The 16,840-nt window shown below is 63.1% G+C and carries 12 protein-coding genes; 6 read left to right on the forward strand and 6 right to left on the reverse strand.

Annotation, left to right across the window (positions count from 1 at the left end):
* Nucleotides 1-250: 250 nt before the first annotated feature.
* Together AC0Z2B_RS05425 and AC0Z2B_RS05430 are read right to left on the reverse strand one after the other, a co-directional pair.
* Complete coding sequence (locus AC0Z2B_RS05425; protein ID WP_416426432.1) at nucleotides 251-1,597, reverse strand: ATP-binding protein; 1,347 nt, start codon at nucleotides 1,595-1,597, stop codon at nucleotides 251-253.
* On the reverse strand, nucleotides 1,594-2,271 hold the full coding sequence (locus AC0Z2B_RS05430; protein ID WP_268149043.1) for a response regulator: 678 nt from the start codon (nucleotides 2,269-2,271) through the stop codon (nucleotides 1,594-1,596). The genes AC0Z2B_RS05425 and AC0Z2B_RS05430 overlap by 4 nt, the downstream gene beginning before the upstream one ends.
* Nucleotides 2,272-2,464: 193 nt before the next feature.
* Here AC0Z2B_RS05430 and AC0Z2B_RS05435 point away from each other — a divergent pair, with 193 nt between their 5' ends.
* Nucleotides 2,465-3,256, forward strand: a complete 792-nt coding sequence (locus AC0Z2B_RS05435; RefSeq protein ID WP_476295472.1) for a dienelactone hydrolase family protein — start codon at nucleotides 2,465-2,467, stop codon at nucleotides 3,254-3,256.
* An 80-nt stretch (nucleotides 3,257-3,336) separates the two neighbouring features.
* A complete protein-coding gene (locus tag AC0Z2B_RS05440) occupies nucleotides 3,337-4,044 on the forward strand; it encodes a 4'-phosphopantetheinyl transferase family protein (protein WP_476295474.1) in 708 nt (235 codons plus the stop codon).
* Between the two features lie 97 nt (nucleotides 4,045-4,141).
* Here the strand turns inward: AC0Z2B_RS05440 and fhuF are convergent, their stop codons facing one another.
* Nucleotides 4,142-4,819, reverse strand: a complete 678-nt coding sequence (gene fhuF, locus AC0Z2B_RS05445; protein ID WP_476295476.1) for a siderophore-iron reductase FhuF — start codon at nucleotides 4,817-4,819, stop codon at nucleotides 4,142-4,144.
* Nucleotides 4,820-5,295: 476 nt separating this feature from the next.
* On the opposite strand from fhuF, the gene AC0Z2B_RS05450 reads away from it, so the two are divergent.
* Both AC0Z2B_RS05450 and AC0Z2B_RS05455 read left to right on the forward strand, forming a co-directional pair.
* Nucleotides 5,296-8,175, forward strand: a complete 2,880-nt coding sequence (locus AC0Z2B_RS05450) for a ribonucleoside-diphosphate reductase subunit alpha (protein WP_473004245.1) — start codon at nucleotides 5,296-5,298, stop codon at nucleotides 8,173-8,175.
* A 627-nt stretch (nucleotides 8,176-8,802) separates the two neighbouring features.
* Nucleotides 8,803-10,050, forward strand: a complete 1,248-nt coding sequence (locus AC0Z2B_RS05455) for a ribonucleotide-diphosphate reductase subunit beta (RefSeq protein WP_416426443.1) — start codon at nucleotides 8,803-8,805, stop codon at nucleotides 10,048-10,050.
* A gap of 159 nt (nucleotides 10,051-10,209) precedes the next feature.
* Here AC0Z2B_RS05455 and AC0Z2B_RS05460 read toward each other — a convergent pair whose 3' ends face one another.
* A complete protein-coding gene (locus tag AC0Z2B_RS05460; protein WP_476295479.1) occupies nucleotides 10,210-11,364 on the reverse strand; it encodes a S8 family peptidase in 1,155 nt (384 codons plus the stop codon).
* An 82-nt stretch (nucleotides 11,365-11,446) separates the two neighbouring features.
* Nucleotides 11,447-12,655 carry a hypothetical protein gene (locus AC0Z2B_RS05465; RefSeq protein ID WP_476295481.1) on the reverse strand — a complete coding sequence of 403 codons (1,209 nt, stop codon included), beginning with the start codon at nucleotides 12,653-12,655 and terminating at the stop codon, nucleotides 11,447-11,449.
* A gap of 422 nt (nucleotides 12,656-13,077) precedes the next feature.
* Between AC0Z2B_RS05465 and AC0Z2B_RS05470 the strand changes: the two genes are divergently transcribed.
* The gene (locus AC0Z2B_RS05470; RefSeq protein WP_476295483.1) at nucleotides 13,078-13,557 is read left to right on the forward strand and encodes a hypothetical protein; all 480 of its coding nucleotides are present in this window, start codon (nucleotides 13,078-13,080) and stop codon (nucleotides 13,555-13,557) included.
* A 1,044-nt stretch (nucleotides 13,558-14,601) separates the two neighbouring features.
* Nucleotides 14,602-15,648 (forward strand): PDDEXK nuclease domain-containing protein, encoded by a 1,047-nt coding sequence (locus AC0Z2B_RS05475; protein ID WP_476295485.1) that lies wholly within the window; start codon nucleotides 14,602-14,604, stop codon nucleotides 15,646-15,648.
* 441 nt (nucleotides 15,649-16,089) lie between these two features.
* Here the strand turns inward: AC0Z2B_RS05475 and AC0Z2B_RS05480 are convergent, their stop codons facing one another.
* On the reverse strand, nucleotides 16,090-16,752 hold the full coding sequence (locus AC0Z2B_RS05480; protein ID WP_473004260.1) for a UPF0149 family protein: 663 nt from the start codon (nucleotides 16,750-16,752) through the stop codon (nucleotides 16,090-16,092).
* Nucleotides 16,753-16,840 lie beyond the last annotated feature (88 nt).

A 16,840-nucleotide genomic window follows, 5' to 3' on the forward strand; every position in this document is an offset into this window, starting at 1 on the left:
CCAAGGCGAACGGTCAATGATTGTGGGGGTTGGGTGCCATCATGTTAGCCACTATTGGGGAACTTACCTGGCGGAAATCCGCCATTTGCCCGGGACAACTTCCGCCACATGGCGGATTTCCGCCGCAATATCGCGACGCACATTCTCTGTAGCAGCGGCCGAAGGCCGCGTCACAGCCACCCCGCAATTCCCGTAGCAGCGGCCGAAGGCCGCGTCACCGGCTACCCCCTACCTAAAGGTATAGCCCACTTCAGAGCGGTTTAAAGCGCACCCGGAACGCCGCCCCACCCAAGGGCGAATCATCCAGGATCAGCTGCGCGTCATAGCTCTCGATGATGTCCTTGACCACCGCCAGGCCAATGCCCTGCCCCGGGTTCTGCCGGTCCAGCCGCTCACCCCGTTGCAGGATGCGCGCGCGCTGGCTCTCGGGCACGCCCGGGCCGTCGTCCTCGATGCTCAGCTGGGTGCCGAACTCGCCAGAGGCCAGGCTCACCCGCACCTCGCCCAGGCACAGGCGGTAGGCGTTCTCCAGCAGGTTGCCGAGCATCTCCAGCAGCGCGCCCTCCTCCATCGGCACCTGGGCCGAGTCAGCCACATGGAAGCTGACGTGCACGCGCTTGTCGCGGTACACCTTGGCCAGGGTGCTGCAGAGGCTGTCCAGCAGCGGCATCAGCAGCACCTGGTGGCGCACCAGGCCGCTCTTGCGCAGGCTGGCGCGCTGCAGCTGGTAGCCGATCTGCTGGCTCATGCGCTCGATCTGGCTTTGCAGGATGCGCGCCTGCTCGATGTTCTCCGGGCGCTGGGCGATGGTCTCGCTCACGCCCTGCAGCACCGCCAGCGGCGTCTTCAGGCTGTGGGCCAGGTCGCCCAGGGAGTCACGGTAGCGGCCGCGCTGCTCGCGCTCGCTGCTGAGCAGGCGGTTCAGCGAGCCGGTCAGGCGCAGCAGCTCGCGCGGATGGGTCTCGCTGAGGCTGTCACGCTGGCCGGACTCGATCTGGTCCAGTTCCAGGCTCAGCTGGCGCAGGGCGCGCAGGCCCCAGGTCAGGCCGGCCCACAGCAGCACCAGCAGGGCCAGCAAGGCGGCGCCAAAGCCCAACGAGAGCTTCTCGCGCAGGCCCGAGAGAATCATCTTGTAGCCCTTCACCGATTGCAGGGCCACGATGCTGTAGGCCGCGCTCTTGCCGCCCAGCAGCTTCACCTCCACGTCGTAGACGAAGTATTCCTCGCCATTGGGCTCGTGGATGTGCGCGAACTGCGCGCCCATGCCGTCATAACGCGGCTTGTAGTTGATGCTCTGTTCGGTGGTGGCCCGCGAGCGCCACACCAGCTCGCCCTCGCGGTTGTAGATGTAGCCCAGCAGGCGGCTGTCGGGCAGGTTGTAGCGCTCGTCGGGCAGCAGGTCGGGCATCTGCAGCTTGCCGTTCTCGACCCGGGCGGCAGAGATCAGGGTGGTCACGTCCGACGCCAGGCGCTGCTCGATGGACTCGCGCAGGGCCAGGCTGAAGGTGCTTTGCAACGCTGGCAGCAGGCCGATCATGAACAGCACCGACAGCAGGAAGGCCGCCAGCATCAACCGTACGCGCAGCGATCGAATCATTTACACCGCTCGGTGAACAGGTAGCCCAGGCCGCGCACGGTCTCGATGGGCTTGAAGCCGTTGGTGCCTTCCAGCTTGCGGCGCAGGCGGCCCACCAGCACTTCGATCACGTTCGGGTCGCGCTCGTCGTCGTCCGGGTACAGCTGTTCCATCAGGCGGTCCTTGGCCACCACCTGCTGGTGGTGACGCATGAGGTATTCGAGAATGCGGTATTCGTAGGCGGTCAGGGCCAGGGGCTGCTCGTCCAGGCTCGCCTGCTTGCGGTTGAGGTCCAGCAGCAGGGGGCCGGCGACGATGGTCGACTGGATGAAACCGCTGGAGCGGCGCAGCAGGGCGTTGAGGCGCGCTTCCAGCTCTTCGAACTGGAAGGGTTTTACCACGTAGTCATCGGCGCCGGTAGCCAGGCCTTCGACCTTGTCCTGCCAGTTGCCGCGGGCGGTGAGGATCAGCACCGGGAAGGCCTTGCCGTCGGCGCGCAGGCGCCGAATCAGCTCCAGGCCACCCATGCCGGGCAGGCCCAGGTCGACCACGGCCAGGTCATGATTGTACTGCGAGGCCTGGTACAAGGCTTCCTCTGCATTGGCCACGGCCTCCACCACATGACCGCTCTCGGTCAGGCGGGTATACAAGTGGTGCCGCAACAGCGCCTCATCTTCTACCACCAGCAGTTTCATAGTGCTCCCCGGTTGGTGCCCTGCTTTGCGGGCCGCCGTGTTACCTCATCCGTATGACGGCACCGGGCGCTTGCACGAACAAGCCCCGGCGCCAAGAGTGTACCTGTAACAAGCTTAGTCAGGCAGCGCTGAACCCTTACTGAACCAGCCATGGTCTAGGCTGAGCTGACTGCTTATACGAGGAGCCACGAACATGCGTGTACTGTTGATGTGCCTGCTGCTGGCGGCCAGCACCCTGGCCCAGGCCGAAATCAAGACTCAGGAACTGCACTACAAGGACCTCAACGGCACGCCGCTGGTGGGTTACTTTGCCTACGACGATGCCATCCAGGGCCCACGCCCAGGCGTGGTGGTGGTGCACGAGTGGTGGGGCCTGAACGACTACGCCAAGGGCCGCGCCCGCGCGCTCGCCGCCCTGGGCTACAGCGCCCTGGCCATCGACATGTACGGCGAAGGCAAGAACACCGAGCACCCGAAAGATGCCATGGCCTTCATGCAGGAAGCCTCGGCCAACGCCCAGGTCTCCAGCGCCCGTTTCGACGCCGGCGTGCAACTGCTTAAAAAGCAGCCGCAGACCAACCCGGCGAAAATCGCCGCCATCGGCTACTGCTTCGGCGGCACCGTGGTGCTCAACGCCGCCCGCCATGGTGAAAGCCTGGCCGGTGTGGTGAGCTTCCACGGCGGCCTGGCGGCCAAGACCCGGGCCACCAAGGGCAGCGTGAAAACCCCGATCCTGGTGGAGCACGGCGAGTTGGACAGCATGAGCACGCCCAAGGACGTGGCGGACTTCAAGACCGAGATGTCCACCGCCGGAGTCAACTACCAATTCGTGGTGCAGCCCGGCGCCAAGCATGGCTTCACCAACCCCGACGCCGACCGCCTGGCCCATGGCGACCATGGCGGCCCGGACATTGGCTACAACAAGGCCGCCGACGAGAAATCCTGGGCGGACATGCAGGCGTTCCTGAAGAAGGTATTCGGCTGACCCGGACGCGGCCTGTAGCAGCGGCCGCAGGCCGCGTCCCGCCAAACCTGCGCCATAAACATTTATGGCAAACTACCGCCATGAACGCGCCCATCGCCTGCTGCACCGCCCCCCACGCCCACTGGCCCCTGCCCTTCGCCCTCCCCGGCGTGGTGCTGGCCAGCAACCGCTTCGACCCCAAGGCCCTGGCCGCCGACGATTTCGTCCGCGCCGGCATCCAGCCGCCCGCCAACATCCAGCGCTCGGTCGCCAAGCGCCAGGCCGAATTCCTCGCCGGCCGCCTGTGCGCCCGTAGCGCCCTGCAGCAGTTGGCTGGCATCGATCACGTGCCCGCCATCGGCGACGACCGCGCGCCCATCTGGCCAGCCGGCATCAGCGGCTCCATCACCCACGGCACCGGCTGGGCCGGCGCCATCGTCGCCCGCAACGGCGATTGGCAAGGCCTGGGCCTGGACATGGAAACCCTGCTGGGCGACGACCGCGCCACGCGTCTGGCGGGGGAAATCCTCACCCCAGACGAGCTGGCGCGCATGGACCCGGCCCAGGTGTCACTGACCGTGACGCTGACCTTCTCCATCAAGGAAAGCCTGTTCAAGGCGCTGTACCCCATCGTCGGCCAGCGCTTCTATTTCGAACATGCCGAAGTGGTGGAATGGGACGCCGCCGGCAGGGTGCGCATGCGCCTGCTGACGGACCTGTCAGCGCAGTGGTGCCACGGGCGCGAGATAGAGGGGCAGTTCGGGCTGGAGAACGATCATCTGCTGAGCCTCGTGGCGATACAAGCTTGACACCGATCCCGTAGCCGCTGCCGCCAGGCTGCGCTGGGCCGTGTGAACCCTGGAGATCTTCAGCGAGGCGCAGGGCCAGCGCAGCCTTCGGCAGCGGCTACGGGCCAACCAACGGGCAATGCTCGCAATGCCCCACCCAGTCCACCTTGTACGCCAGGCAGCAACTGCGCCGCTGGCGCTTGCCATCGGGCAGGTAGCGCACCGGCTCATATAAAGGGTTGCCACGGCCATCCGCCGCCTTGCGCGAATGCAGCAGCGCCAGCGCCGGCCCCACCGCCACGCCCAGCGCCTGCAGGCGCACCGCGGCCTGCTCCAGGTAATCGCCGGCGTTGCCCCACAGCACCGCCGTCGGCACCTCGCCATAGGCACTCAGGCGCTCGATGAACGGCCGCAGGCTGGCCTGCACCACCGGCTCCAGCGACTCATCGGCCTCGCCCGGCTCGCCCTCCTCCAGCAGCTTCACCGCCAGCGGCAAGCCACGCTCGTTGAGCACCAGCCCCAGCTGGTCCAGCTGCAGCGGCAGGTACCAGCCATGCACCAACTGCGTCACCAGGATGGCCGGCCACCAATGCATGAAAAAATACTTCGACCATTGGGAAACCAACACCGGCTTCTGCTCATCGAACAGCGGCTGCCCATAGATGCGTAAAAGTGCCGCATCCAGCTCGGCCGTCTGCAGGGCCTGGTGCAGCGGTTGCGCTGGCCTTGAGTCGTCCATGGGCAACAGGCCCTGTAGGAAAGCGGCGTAGGGACCAGTGGTCCAGTCGTGGTTCATCGGGACTCCAAAGGGCGCTGCGGGGAGCCGTCGAGCGCTTGAAACAACAGCATGCCAAAAACGTGTCGGTGGCTGTGTTTTTTTGTGTTAGGGTGCGCGCCCGCAAAAAACCGGGCGCCATTTTCGGGGCTAAAAAAAGCCGGACAAATGGTCCCGAGGGTGTGGGACGCGGCCTACATGGGCTACGCAGGTTCTCCCACAAATTACTCACAAGTTATCCACAACCCTAGCGTGTTGCAAAGTTGCCGGAGGGGCCTTATCTTGTATCGATTGCTCGCCGAACCACTACATGTTGGGTTTTTGGCGCATTGCCAACCACATTTTTTACGCTAATCTCAAGCCCGTTTTACCAATTTTTTTTTCTTGAAACCGTACATTTTTGCTCTTTAACACTCCCGAACGGATCCAGCACGACCCAGGGTCGATTGCTGGATTTTTCCGTTTGCGAGTCAAGACTTTTCCTCATGGAGAAACCGATGCAGACCGACACAACTCGCGAGAACCCAGCGGGCAAGGCGCCCCAGGCTACAGAGTCCAACCTGGACCTGAACGCCACCGCGCCGGGCCAACTGCGCGTGATCAAGCGCAACGGCACCGTCGTCGCCTACACCGACGACAAGATCACCGTCGCCATCACCAAGGCATTCCTCGCAGTTGAAGGCGGCACCGCTGCCGCCTCGTCGCGCATCCACGACACCGTGGCGCGCCTGACCGAACAAGTCACCGCTACCTTCAAGCGTCGCATGCCTTCGGGCGGCACCATCCACATCGAGGAAATCCAGGACCAGGTCGAACTGGCCCTGATGCGTGCCGGCGAGCAGAAAGTGGCCCGCGACTACGTCATCTACCGTGACGCCCGCTCGAAAGAACGCGCCGTGCGCACCACCGCCGAAGCCCCGGTCGATGCCCACCCAAGCATCCGTATCACCCTGGCCGACGGTTCCCTGGCGCCGCTGGACATGGGCCGCCTGAACACCATCATTACCGAAGCGTGCGAAGGCCTGGCCGAAGTCGACGGCGACCTGATCCAGCGCGAAACCCTGAAGAACCTGTACGACGGCGTGGCCCTGAAGGACGTCAACACCGCCCTGGTGATGACCGCCCGTACCCTGGTAGAGCGCGAGCCGAACTACTCGTTCGTGACCGCCCGCCTGCTGATGGACACCCTGCGTGCCGAAGGCCTGGGCTTCCTGGAAGTGGCCGACAGCGCCACCCACCACGAGATGGCCGACCTGTACGCCAAGGCGCTGCCTGCCTACGTGGCAAAAGGCATCGAGTTCGAACTGCTGAACCCGGTACTGGCCGAGTTCGACCTGGTGAAACTGGGCAACGCCATCAACCACGAGCGCGACCAGCAGTTCACCTACCTGGGCCTGCAAACCCTGTACGACCGCTACTTCATCCACAAGGATGGCGTGCGTTTCGAACTGCCGCAGATCTTCTTCATGCGCGTGGCCATGGGCCTGGCGATCGAAGAGAAGCAACGCGAAGACCGCGCGATCGAGTTCTACAACCTGCTGTCGTCCTTCGACTACATGGCCTCGACCCCGACCCTGTTCAACGCCGGCACCCTGCGTCCACAGCTGTCCAGCTGCTACCTGACCACTGTGCCGGATGACCTGTCGGGCATCTACCACGCCATCCACGACAACGCCATGCTGTCCAAATTCGCGGGCGGCCTGGGCAACGACTGGACTCCGGTCCGTGCGCTGGGTTCGTACATCAAGGGCACCAACGGCAAGTCCCAAGGCGTGGTGCCGTTCCTGAAAGTGGTGAACGACACCGCCGTGGCCGTGAACCAGGGTGGCAAGCGCAAGGGCGCTGTCTGTGCCTACCTGGAAACCTGGCACCTGGACATCGAAGAGTTCATCGAACTGCGCAAGAACACCGGTGATGACCGTCGTCGTACCCACGACATGAACACCGCCAACTGGATCCCTGACCTGTTCATGAAGCGCGTCTTCGATGACGGCAAGTGGACCCTGTTCTCGCCGAACGAAGTGCCAGACCTGCACGACCTGACCGGCAAGGCCTTCGAAGAGCGCTACGAGTACTACGAAGCCCTGACCGAGTACAACAAGATCAAGGTGTTCAAGACCATCCAGGCCAAAGACCTGTGGCGCAAGATGCTGTCGATGCTGTTCGAGACCGGCCACCCATGGTTGACCTTCAAGGACCCATGCAACCTGCGTTCGCCGCAGCAGCACGTGGGCGTGGTCCACAGCTCGAACCTGTGCACCGAGATCACCCTGAACACCAACAAGGACGAGATCGCCGTCTGCAACCTGGGCTCCATCAACCTGCCGAACCACATCGTCGACGGCAAGCTGGACACCGCCAAGCTGCAGCGCACCGTGAACACCGCAGTCCGCATGCTCGATAACGTTATCGACATCAACTACTACTCGGTGCCACAGGCCAAGAACTCGAACTTCAAGCACCGTCCAGTCGGCCTGGGCATCATGGGCTTCCAGGACGCGCTGTACCTGCAGCACATCCCGTACGGTTCCGACGCTGCCGTCGAGTTCGCCGACAAGTCCATGGAAGCGGTGAGCTACTTCGCCATCCAGGCTTCCTGCGACCTGGCCGACGAGCGCGGCGCCTACGAGACCTTCCAGGGTTCGCTGTGGTCCAAGGGCATCCTGCCACTGGACTCGCAACAGATCCTGATCGAAGCCCGTGGCCAAAAGTACATCGACGTCGACCTGAACGAATCGCTGGACTGGGCTCCGGTCCGTGCCCGCGTGCAGAAAGGCATTCGTAACTCGAACATCATGGCCATCGCACCGACCGCCACCATCGCCAACATCACTGGCGTGTCGCAGTCGATCGAACCGACCTACCAGAACCTGTACGTGAAATCGAACCTGTCGGGCGAATTCACCGTGATCAACCCATACCTGGTACGCGACCTGAAGGCCCGCGGCCTGTGGGACGCGGTCATGATCAACGACCTGAAGTACTACGACGGTTCCGTGCAGCAGATCGAGCGCATCCCGCAAGAGCTCAAAGACCTCTACGCGACCGCCTTCGAAGTGGAAACCAAGTGGATCGTCGACGCCGCCAGCCGTCGCCAGAAGTGGATCGACCAGGCTCAGTCGCTGAACCTGTACATCGCTGGCGCCTCGGGCAAGAAACTGGACGTGACCTACCGCATGGCCTGGTACCGTGGCCTGAAAACCACCTACTACCTCCGTGCCCTGGCCGCGACCAGCACCGAGAAGTCGACCATCAACACCGGCAAGCTGAACGCTGTGTCGAGCGGTGGTGACAGCGCACCGGTGCAGGCCGCAGGCCCAGCGCCAGTGCCTAAGGCTTGCGCGATTGACGAGCCGGATTGCGAAGCTTGCCAATAAGGCTTAGCTAGCAGCACGAAAAGGCCAACCTTCGGGTTGGCTTTTTTGTGCCTGCTATTTCATACCCCGTAGCAGCGGCCGCAAGGCCGCGTCACAACCACCCCCTCTTCACCTGCCCCCCACCCGCACCAACCTCAAACCCAACCGCGACACACAGCCACACACGCCGGAAACACCCCGAAATCCGCCTTGCGATTCCGCCACCAAAACACTATATTTAGTGCCTGCAAACGCACAGCAACACCACATACGCGATTCGCCCGCCTACTCAGGCAAAACCCGTTTGCAAACAAAGGGCTCCATGACGCCCTATCCAAAATAGCGAATTGATTGCGCCACGATGAACACGGACGCTGCAATATTCCGTATAATCGCGTCCCCCAACACAGGGCAAAAACCATGACGACTTGCATACCTGACTTCGGCCTCAACCCCGCCGTTCACCGCAAGCGTCACTGCTGATTCCGATCATGCGCAGCGGTCGCCACGAAACGTAGCGGCCGGGCAATCCGAACAATTTAGCAATGCCATCCGTCCAGCCTTCGTGCGCTAAACGGCCAATGGCAACCTCATCTTAAAATCCATCCGGTCGCCCGCGGGCAGACCCAAGCAGGAGCCTTCATCACCATGCTGAGCTGGGACGAATTCGACAAAGAAGACGGCGAACAACCCGCCAAAGGCGCCAACGCCGGCCACGCCGCTGAAGCAGCCATGGACAAACTCGACAGCGCCGGTGCCGGTGCTGCCCAGGAAGCCCGCGCCGTCACCGCCAACGACTCCGCCGCCGTAGCCCGCGCCAAGGCCGCCCTCGACAAGCTCGACGTCGCCGAAGGCCTGGCCGAGCTGGAAGGCTCCGCCGCCCGCGTCGCCGTTGACGAAAAGCGCATGATCAACTGCCGCGCCGACCTCAACCAACTCGTACCGTTCAAGTACGACTGGGCCTGGCAGAAGTACCTGGACGGCTGCGCAAACCACTGGATGCCGCAAGAAGTCAACATGACCGCCGACATCGCCACCTGGCGTAACCCGGAAGGCCTGACCGACGACGAGCGCCGCATCGTCATGCGCAACCTGGGCTTCTTCAGCACCGCCGACTCCCTGGTTGCCAACAACCTGGCCCTGGCCGTGTACCGCCTGATCACCAACCCGGAGTGCCGCCAGTACATCCTGCGCCAGGCCTTCGAAGAGGCGATCCACACCCACGCCTACCAGTACTGCATCGAATCGCTGGGCATGGACGAAGGCGAAATCTTCAACATGTACCACGAGATCCCATCGGTCGCCAAAAAGGCAGCCTGGGGCCTGAAGTACACCCGCGCCATCTCTGACCCGGAATTCAACACCGGCACCCCAGAGACCGACAAGGAACTGCTGCGCAACCTGATCGCCTACTACTGCGTACTGGAAGGCATCTTCTTCTACTGCGGCTTCACCCAGATCCTGTCCATGGGCCGCCGCAACAAGATGACCGGCGTCGCCGAACAGTTCCAGTACATCCTGCGCGACGAGTCGATGCACCTGAACTTCGGTATCGACGTGATCAACCAGATCAAGATCGAAAACCCGCACCTGTGGGACGCCGAGCTGAAGGAAGAAGCTTCGCAGATGATTCTGCAGGGCACCCAGCTGGAAATCGAATACGCGCGTGACACCATGCCTCGCGGCGTGCTGGGCATGAACGCGGCGATGATGGAAGACTACCTGAAGTTCATCGCCAACCGTCGCCTGTCGCAGATTGGCTTGAAGGAAGAGTACCCAGGGACTACTAACCCGTTCCCTTGGATGAGCGAGATCATGGACTTGAAGAAGGAGAAGAACTTCTTTGAGACGCGGGTTATCGAGTATCAGACTGGTGGGGCGTTGAGCTGGGATTGATTTGATCCTGGATCACTCGAAGAGGCTGCCAATTGGCAGCCTTTTTTGTGCCCGACGATCCAGCGCCCCCATGAGGTGATGGGGGCATGCGTTCATTGCGGCCCGAACTGGTTCTGCCTCTACACGAAAAGCCAGTTCGGCAGCGGCTAAGAGCCCGCTCTAAGGCGCCACCACCACCCCCTGCCCCACATCCACCTCATCCAGCTTCTCGAACCGGCCTACCTGCGCAGTCCCCACCAGTTTGGCCCGCACGTTGCGCGCATTGGCCTTCTTTCCCGTGGCCGCGATCGCTTCCCACCACAGCGCCGCCACGCCCGCCACGTGTGGGCAGGCCATGCTGGTGCCGCTCAGGGTCTTGAGGCCGCCGCCGGGCCAGGCGGAGGTGATGTCGACGCCGGGCGCGCTGAGGGTGGCGAAGCAGTTGGAGAAGTCGGCGACGCTGTAGTACGCGCCGTCACGGCCGATGGCGGCGACGGACAGCACGTCGTCGGCGGCGGCCGGCAGGGAGGCGGCAATGCGGTATTCCGGGTCGGTTTTGCGGCGGCTTTCATTGCCGGCGGCGGCGATGACCAGGGTGCTGCTGCCGAAGGCGGCGCGGGCCTTGGTCATGGCCATGATGGCGTCGAACATGCGCAGGTTGGCACGGTAGGTTTCCAGCGCGTTGGAGGTCGCCAGTTGCACCGGCCAGCCGTTGCCAGCCAGGGTCTTGACCATGCCGGTGAAGTCGAAGCCCAGGGACAGGGAGATGATACCGGCGCGCTGGTCCAGGGCCCACAGCAGGCCGTCGAAGACCATTTCCGAGCTGCCGCTGCCGTCGTTGGCCAGTACCTTGCCGATCAGGCCGCGACTGACGCCCGGGGCGACGCCGATGCGTTCGTCCAGGCCACTGCCGAAAATAGTCCCGGCGCAATGGGTGCCATGGCCTTGGACGTCACCGTTGCCGTCGCCGCTGAAGTCCTTTTCCAGCAGCACCAGGCCGGCGAAGGCTGGATGCGTGGCGTCGATGCCGGTGTCCAGCACGGCAACGCTGACGCCAGCACCGGTGTACTGGCTGGCGGTGGCCCCCACGGCGTCGGCGCCCCAGCAGGGCTTGTGGCGGGCGGCCCGGGAGTTTTGGGGGGCGATGAGCCGGGTCGGCATTTTCGGCGCGACCAGGGCCACGTCGGGCTCGGCGTTGAGCTCGGCCAGGGCGTGGGCGGGTATGCGTTCAAGGGACAGGCTGGGCTCGGCGGGTTCGGCGTCCTTGCTGGCCAGGCTGGCGAAGCCGGTGCGGCCTTGGGGGGCTTCGCGGCGTAGCACGATGTACTCTCTCATGGTGACGGTCCTTGTGGTCGGGATGGCGATGCCATCGGGACCTTAGGCGCCCGGTACCGCACCACGGCAGAGGGAAAGCCGCTTACAGGTAGTCTTGGGTGCAGGCACTGGCGACGATCAGCAGACCAATGAAGGGCACGATCAGCAAGGTGCTGATGGCCATGGACACTACATTCGCCACATAGGGATGTACCCACCGAGGCAGCTTCTGCGCCACCCCATCCGCCAACGGCGCCGCCACCAGGGCACCGAGCACGGCGCTCAGCGCCACCACCAGCGCGCTGCCGCCGTGGGTGAGCACCGCGGCAGGCACCACGGAGACGATGGGGATGTAGGTGGGGTACCAGCCCTTGGCCATCCAATGCCCGCGCCACAGGTAGATGCCGATGGCCGAGCTCAGCGCCTGGCCGATGAGAATCGGCAGCAGCAGGCCTGTGCCGTAGACCGGGCTGGCGGGGTTGAGCCACCAGGCCAGCAGCACGCCGCCGAGCAGGCCAAGACTGGCCAGTTCGTTGCCAAAAAACGGCATCTCGGAGAAGTCGGCGAGCACGCGGCGCAGGCCCCAGACCAGGCCGTGTTTTTGCGCAGGCGCGGGGAGCGCAGTGACGGCTGCCACGCTGCCGGGCTTGACCAGGGCCGGGAACCATTTGCACAGCAGGAACGCGACGAAACCGGCCAGCGCCATGCCGGACACTGCCCCCACCACGGCGGGAATTTTCCACGGCACGCAGACATAGTTGACCAGCACCAGGCTCGCCGGGGTGACCAGCAACGCGCCGAACACCGCACCGGTGACGGTGATGCGCCAGCCGGGGCCATGCATCAGCACCAGCGCAGCGGGCACGGAGACGAAGGCGACGAAAGTGGGCTGCCAGGTGTCGGCGTCCAGGGTCCAGCCCCACAAGAGGTTGCTCAGCACCAGGCTCAGCAACGAACTGGTCACCAGCCAGGGCCACAGGCCGCTGCCGTAGGCGATGGCGAAGCCCTGCCAGCGCTTGCCGGTGCTGTTGGCCCACCAGGCCAGACCGGCACCCGCCAGCAGGCCGATGGCGGCGAACTCATGTTTGTAGAAGGCGAACTCGCTGATGTCGCCGATCCCCCAGCGCAGCCAGGCGCCGGGCTGGTCGAGGTTGTTGACGATGTCGTTGTAGGTGGGCCAGTTGGCCTCCAGCACCAGGCCATGGGCCAGCAACAGCCCGGCGATGAAGCTGAGCGCTGCCACGGCCAGCAGCAGGCAGAGCACCGGACGGGCCTGGATGGGCAAGGTGGGGCTGAGGGTGTCGCGGGGCATGGGAGGTCCTGTTCATTCACCTGGATGGTTTACCAATCAGAAACCAATCGTTCAGGTGTAAAAAATCAGCCGTTTCCGGTTAGTGCGTAGGACCTTTCCCAATAGCGGCTTTTGCTGCATAAACCGCGCCCATGTGCGTATGCCGGGCGGTACACGCATTCATGTTCGGGACAGGTGAAAAGGATTACTGTTTAGGTAGGCCCTGGCTGGCGTGGCAGGGCTGCGGTGCCTGGGGCGCGTGTGCCACCGGGCGCCTGACCGGCTTGGGCATCGGACTTGGGCTATTATCAAGTGGGATGCACGGGTGTTTTCCGGCCACCGCGGCGACCGGATGACCTGGACGCGACTGTCCACTCCCCACGGGAGCGAAGCTCAACCGCCCACGCGAAAACCGCCGTAGGACTTTTCATCTGGCAGGCATCATGAACATCAATCGGATCAAACGCAGTGTGCTTATTGGCGTACTCGCTGCTGCAACCGGGCTGTCGGCCCCGGCGTTCGCCGGCCCCCATGGCGGCGGATGGCATGGTGGTGGCGGCTGGCATCGCGGTGGGGGCTGGGGCGGTGGCGGCTGGTGGGGGCTGGGTATCGGCCTAGGCCTGGGGTATACCGCAGCGGTGGTAGCGGATTCCTACTACTACCCGCGCACGACCTATTACTACCCTGCCACCAACTATTACTACCCAGCGTACGGCTACTACGCGCCGGCGCCGGTGTACCAGGCAGCACCGGTTTACCAGCAGGCCGCGCCGGTACAGACCTCGGCCGTACCGCCGCCACCCGCCCAGGCGAATTCGGACTGGTATTACTGCCGGTCCAGCCAGGCGTACTACCCGAACGTGCGCACGTGCAGCGTGCCATGGCAGCAGGTACCGGCCACCCCACCGGGAAACATCCGCTGACAGCCCTGTAGCAGCGGCCGCCAGGCCGCGTCTGGGCCCCTGCGCAGCATCGGATGCAACGCGTGCGGCCTGACGCAGCCTGGCGGCAGCTGCTACGGGGGGTCGTTTTCCGGGCAATAAAAAACCCGCCGAAGCGGGTTCTTTTGTGGCCTTCCAACATCCTGTCGGAGCGCATCCGTGCTGGCCTGTCTTCCGTGACTGAGCGCGTCCTGCGCATCACCTGTGTAGCTAGATTAAGCCTGGATCCGAGTCGGCAATAGAGGAGATCACTGGCACCGCGTGTAAGCCTTTCGCCATGCCCTATGTAACCTCCGTTTATCACCGGCAACAAAAAACCCGCCGAAGCGGGTTTAGTGTCCTGGCCATTCCAACCTCCCTGTCGGGCTGCGTCCTTTCAATGGCCAACCATCCTTGGCGCTGAAGCGCTTCCTTGGCTTCAGTTGTTGGATCCAGAATATCGATACATCTCCCCCGACAAAAGAGGAGATCGCTGCGCCCGCGTGTAAGCCTTTCGCCATAAAACCACCAAACACAAAATCCCGTAGCAGCGGCCGCAGGCCGCGTCCTAGCCGCCAAGCGTCATTTCAAAGGCAATAAAAAACCCGCCGAAGCGGGTTCTTTTATGGCCTTCCAACATCCTGTCGGAGCGCATCCGTGCTGGCCTGTCTTCCGTGACTGAGCGCGTCCTGCGCATCACCTGTGTAGCTAGATTAATCCTGGATCCGAGTGGGCAATAGAGGAGATCGCTGTGGCGGCGTGTAAGCCTTCGGCTATGGGCGGTGTAACACGACGCTGAGCCTGGTGAAGGGCGCGGCCGAGTTGGCTGGTTTCCATTTCCGGTATTGCTGAAGGACGCTTCCTACGTATGTGAATGAGTTTTCGCATGGCCTGGCGAGAGCCCACGGCTAGAGCGTTTGTCTTATCCCATGGGTTGGCCAACCTGAGTTATCGAAGCGCGGTGGTGGCGCTGGTCGGTGCGTCGACTCACTGCCCACCTGCCCCTATTGTCGTTGGTCTTTTCTGACCATCGAGCAGCGACTGATCATGACCAAGACTTCAAACGACCCGGGCTTGCAGACCAGCTTTACCGAGGTGGCCTTGTTGATTTCAGGGGCACGGCAACGGGCGGCACAGGCGGTGAATACGCAGTTGATTGAGCTGTATTGGCAGGTGGGTGGATATATTTCCAAGAAATTGGAAGAGGCTGAATGGGGTGAAGGAGTTGTCGCTCAACTGGCGGCCTACCTTGAGAAGACCCAGCCAGGGCTCCGCGGCTTTACCGCCCGCAACCTTTTTCGCATGCGACAGTTCTACCAGGCTTACGCAGGCAACGAACTAGTGTCAGCACTGCTGACACAATTGCCATGGACGCAGAACCTGATCATCCTCAGCCAGAGCAAACGCCCAGAAGAAAGGGAGTTTTACCTCAGGATGGCAATCCGGGAAAAGTGGTCGACGCGCGAGCTTGAACGCCAATTCAAAACCGCTCTCTTCGAACGCACCGTCCTGGAGCCCGCCAAATCCACCCCCTCCATCGCCACCACCCACCCTGCCGCTCTCGACGTGTTTCGTGACGCTTATGTAGTGGAGTTTCTCGGCCTGCCCAACAAGCATGGCGAAGCCGACCTGCACGCTGGCCTCCTCCTGAGGCTCAAGGACTTCCTGGCTGAACTGGGCCGCGACTTCTGCTTCGTCGGCTCACAGTACCCGTTGCAGGTAGGCCACCGCGATTTCACCCTGGACCTGCTGTTCTTCCACCGTGGCCTCAACTGCCTGGTGGCGCTGGAACTCAAGGTAGGCCGCTTTGAGCCGGAGTATCTGGGCAAGCTGGAGTTCTACCTGGAAGCCTTGGACCGCGACGTGCGCAAGCCCCATGAGAACCCGGCGATAGGCGTGCTGCTGTGCGCCAGCAGTGATGATGAAGTGGTGGAGTACGCGTTGAACCGATCACTGTCGCCGGCTTTGATCGCGGAGTATCAGACGCAGCTGCCAGACAAGCGCCTGTGGCAGGCCAAGTTGCAGGAGTTCTTTAACCTGGATGCCCCCTGCGCCGAACCCCAGGCAACAAAAAACCCGCCGAAGCGGGTCTAGTGTCCTGGCCATTCCAACCTCCCTGTCGGGCTGCGTCCTTTCAATGGCCAACCATCCTTGGCGCTGAAGCGCTTCCTTGGCTTCAGTTGTTGGATCCAGAATATCGATACACCGCCCCCGACAAAAGAGGAGATCCCCGCGCCAACGTGTAAGCCTTTCGCCATAAAACCACCAAACACAAAATCCCGTAGCAGCGGCCGCAGGCCGCGTCCCAGCCGCCAAACGTCATTTCAAAGGCAATAAAAAACCCGCCGAAGCGGGTTCTTTTGTGGCCTTCCAACATCCTGTCGGAGCGCGTTCCGTGCTGGCCTGTCTTCCGTGACTGAGCGCGTCCTGCGCATCACCTGTGTAGCTAGATTACCCAGCCACCCGGGGGCGCAATAGAGGACATCGCTGGCAGCGCGTGTAAGCCTTTCGCCATGGCGGCTGTAAACGCTGCGATCAGCGCCCGCAGCACTGCTTGTATTTCTTGCCGCTGCCGCACGGGCACGGGTCGTTGCGGCCCACTTTCACTTCGTTGCGCACGGTCTGCAGGTCGATCGGCTCGTCGCCGGTGCGCTGCTCGGCCCAGTAGGCGTGCAGCTCGCGGGCGGCGTTGGCCAGGGCGTCTGGCAGGTCGGCAGCAGGTTTGCCGGCCTGCTTGTCGGCGTCCAGTTGGCTGAAGATGAAGTTCAACGCGGCGGTGGGCGCTTCGGGCATCTGGCTCCAGCCGCTGACCAGGGTGGTGGCGCCACGCAGGTAGCCCACGCACCAGTCCAGCACGTCCAGGCCTTCGCCGTCTTCGGCCTGGTTGAAGATGGGGTGGTAGTCGGCCGGTTGCTCGACCAGCAGCATGGAGATCTGGTTCAGGTGCTGGATCAACGCGTCGAAGAAGCGCTGGTAGGTATCCTCGCTCTTCCATTTCGGCAGGTCGCCGCCGCCCCAGAACGACAGGTACCAGGCGTCGAACGGGATGTCGCTCTTGTAGGACATGACGGCCGTCAGGTAGCCGTCCATTTCCGACACCGTGCGCACGCCGGACTCGACCGCGAACGCGTCCAGCTGAGCCTGGATGAAGTCGAACTGCTCGGGGGTCAGGGGGTCGTTGCTGATGGTGTAGGCCATGGCGGGTGTCCTGTAGGGCAAAGGGGGCACAATCAAGGGTATCAGGGTAAAACGTCAGGCAACAAAAAAGGGTGACCCTTTCGGATCA

Source organism: Pseudomonas sp. GYB4201 (assembly GCF_056312595.1).

Coding starts and splice junctions, on each gene's coding strand:
- AC0Z2B_RS05460 (WP_476295479.1), bottom strand. CDS start 11,364: ATGAGAGAGTACATCGTGCTACGCCGCGAAGCCCCCCAAGGCCGCACC.
- AC0Z2B_RS05470 (WP_476295483.1), top strand. CDS start 13,078: ATGAACATCAATCGGATCAAACGCAGTGTGCTTATTGGCGTACTCGCT.
- AC0Z2B_RS05480 (WP_473004260.1), bottom strand. CDS start 16,752: ATGGCCTACACCATCAGCAACGACCCCCTGACCCCCGAGCAGTTCGAC.
- AC0Z2B_RS05435 (WP_476295472.1), top strand. CDS start 2,465: ATGCGTGTACTGTTGATGTGCCTGCTGCTGGCGGCCAGCACCCTGGCC.
- AC0Z2B_RS05465 (WP_476295481.1), bottom strand. CDS start 12,655: ATGCCCCGCGACACCCTCAGCCCCACCTTGCCCATCCAGGCCCGTCCG.
- AC0Z2B_RS05440 (WP_476295474.1), top strand. CDS start 3,337: ATGAACGCGCCCATCGCCTGCTGCACCGCCCCCCACGCCCACTGGCCC.
- AC0Z2B_RS05475 (WP_476295485.1), top strand. CDS start 14,602: ATGACCAAGACTTCAAACGACCCGGGCTTGCAGACCAGCTTTACCGAG.
- AC0Z2B_RS05425 (WP_416426432.1), bottom strand. CDS start 1,597: ATGATTCGATCGCTGCGCGTACGGTTGATGCTGGCGGCCTTCCTGCTG.
- AC0Z2B_RS05430 (WP_268149043.1), bottom strand. CDS start 2,271: ATGAAACTGCTGGTGGTAGAAGATGAGGCGCTGTTGCGGCACCACTTG.
- AC0Z2B_RS05450 (WP_473004245.1), top strand. CDS start 5,296: ATGCAGACCGACACAACTCGCGAGAACCCAGCGGGCAAGGCGCCCCAG.
- AC0Z2B_RS05455 (WP_416426443.1), top strand. CDS start 8,803: ATGCTGAGCTGGGACGAATTCGACAAAGAAGACGGCGAACAACCCGCC.
- fhuF (WP_476295476.1), bottom strand. CDS start 4,819: ATGAACCACGACTGGACCACTGGTCCCTACGCCGCTTTCCTACAGGGC.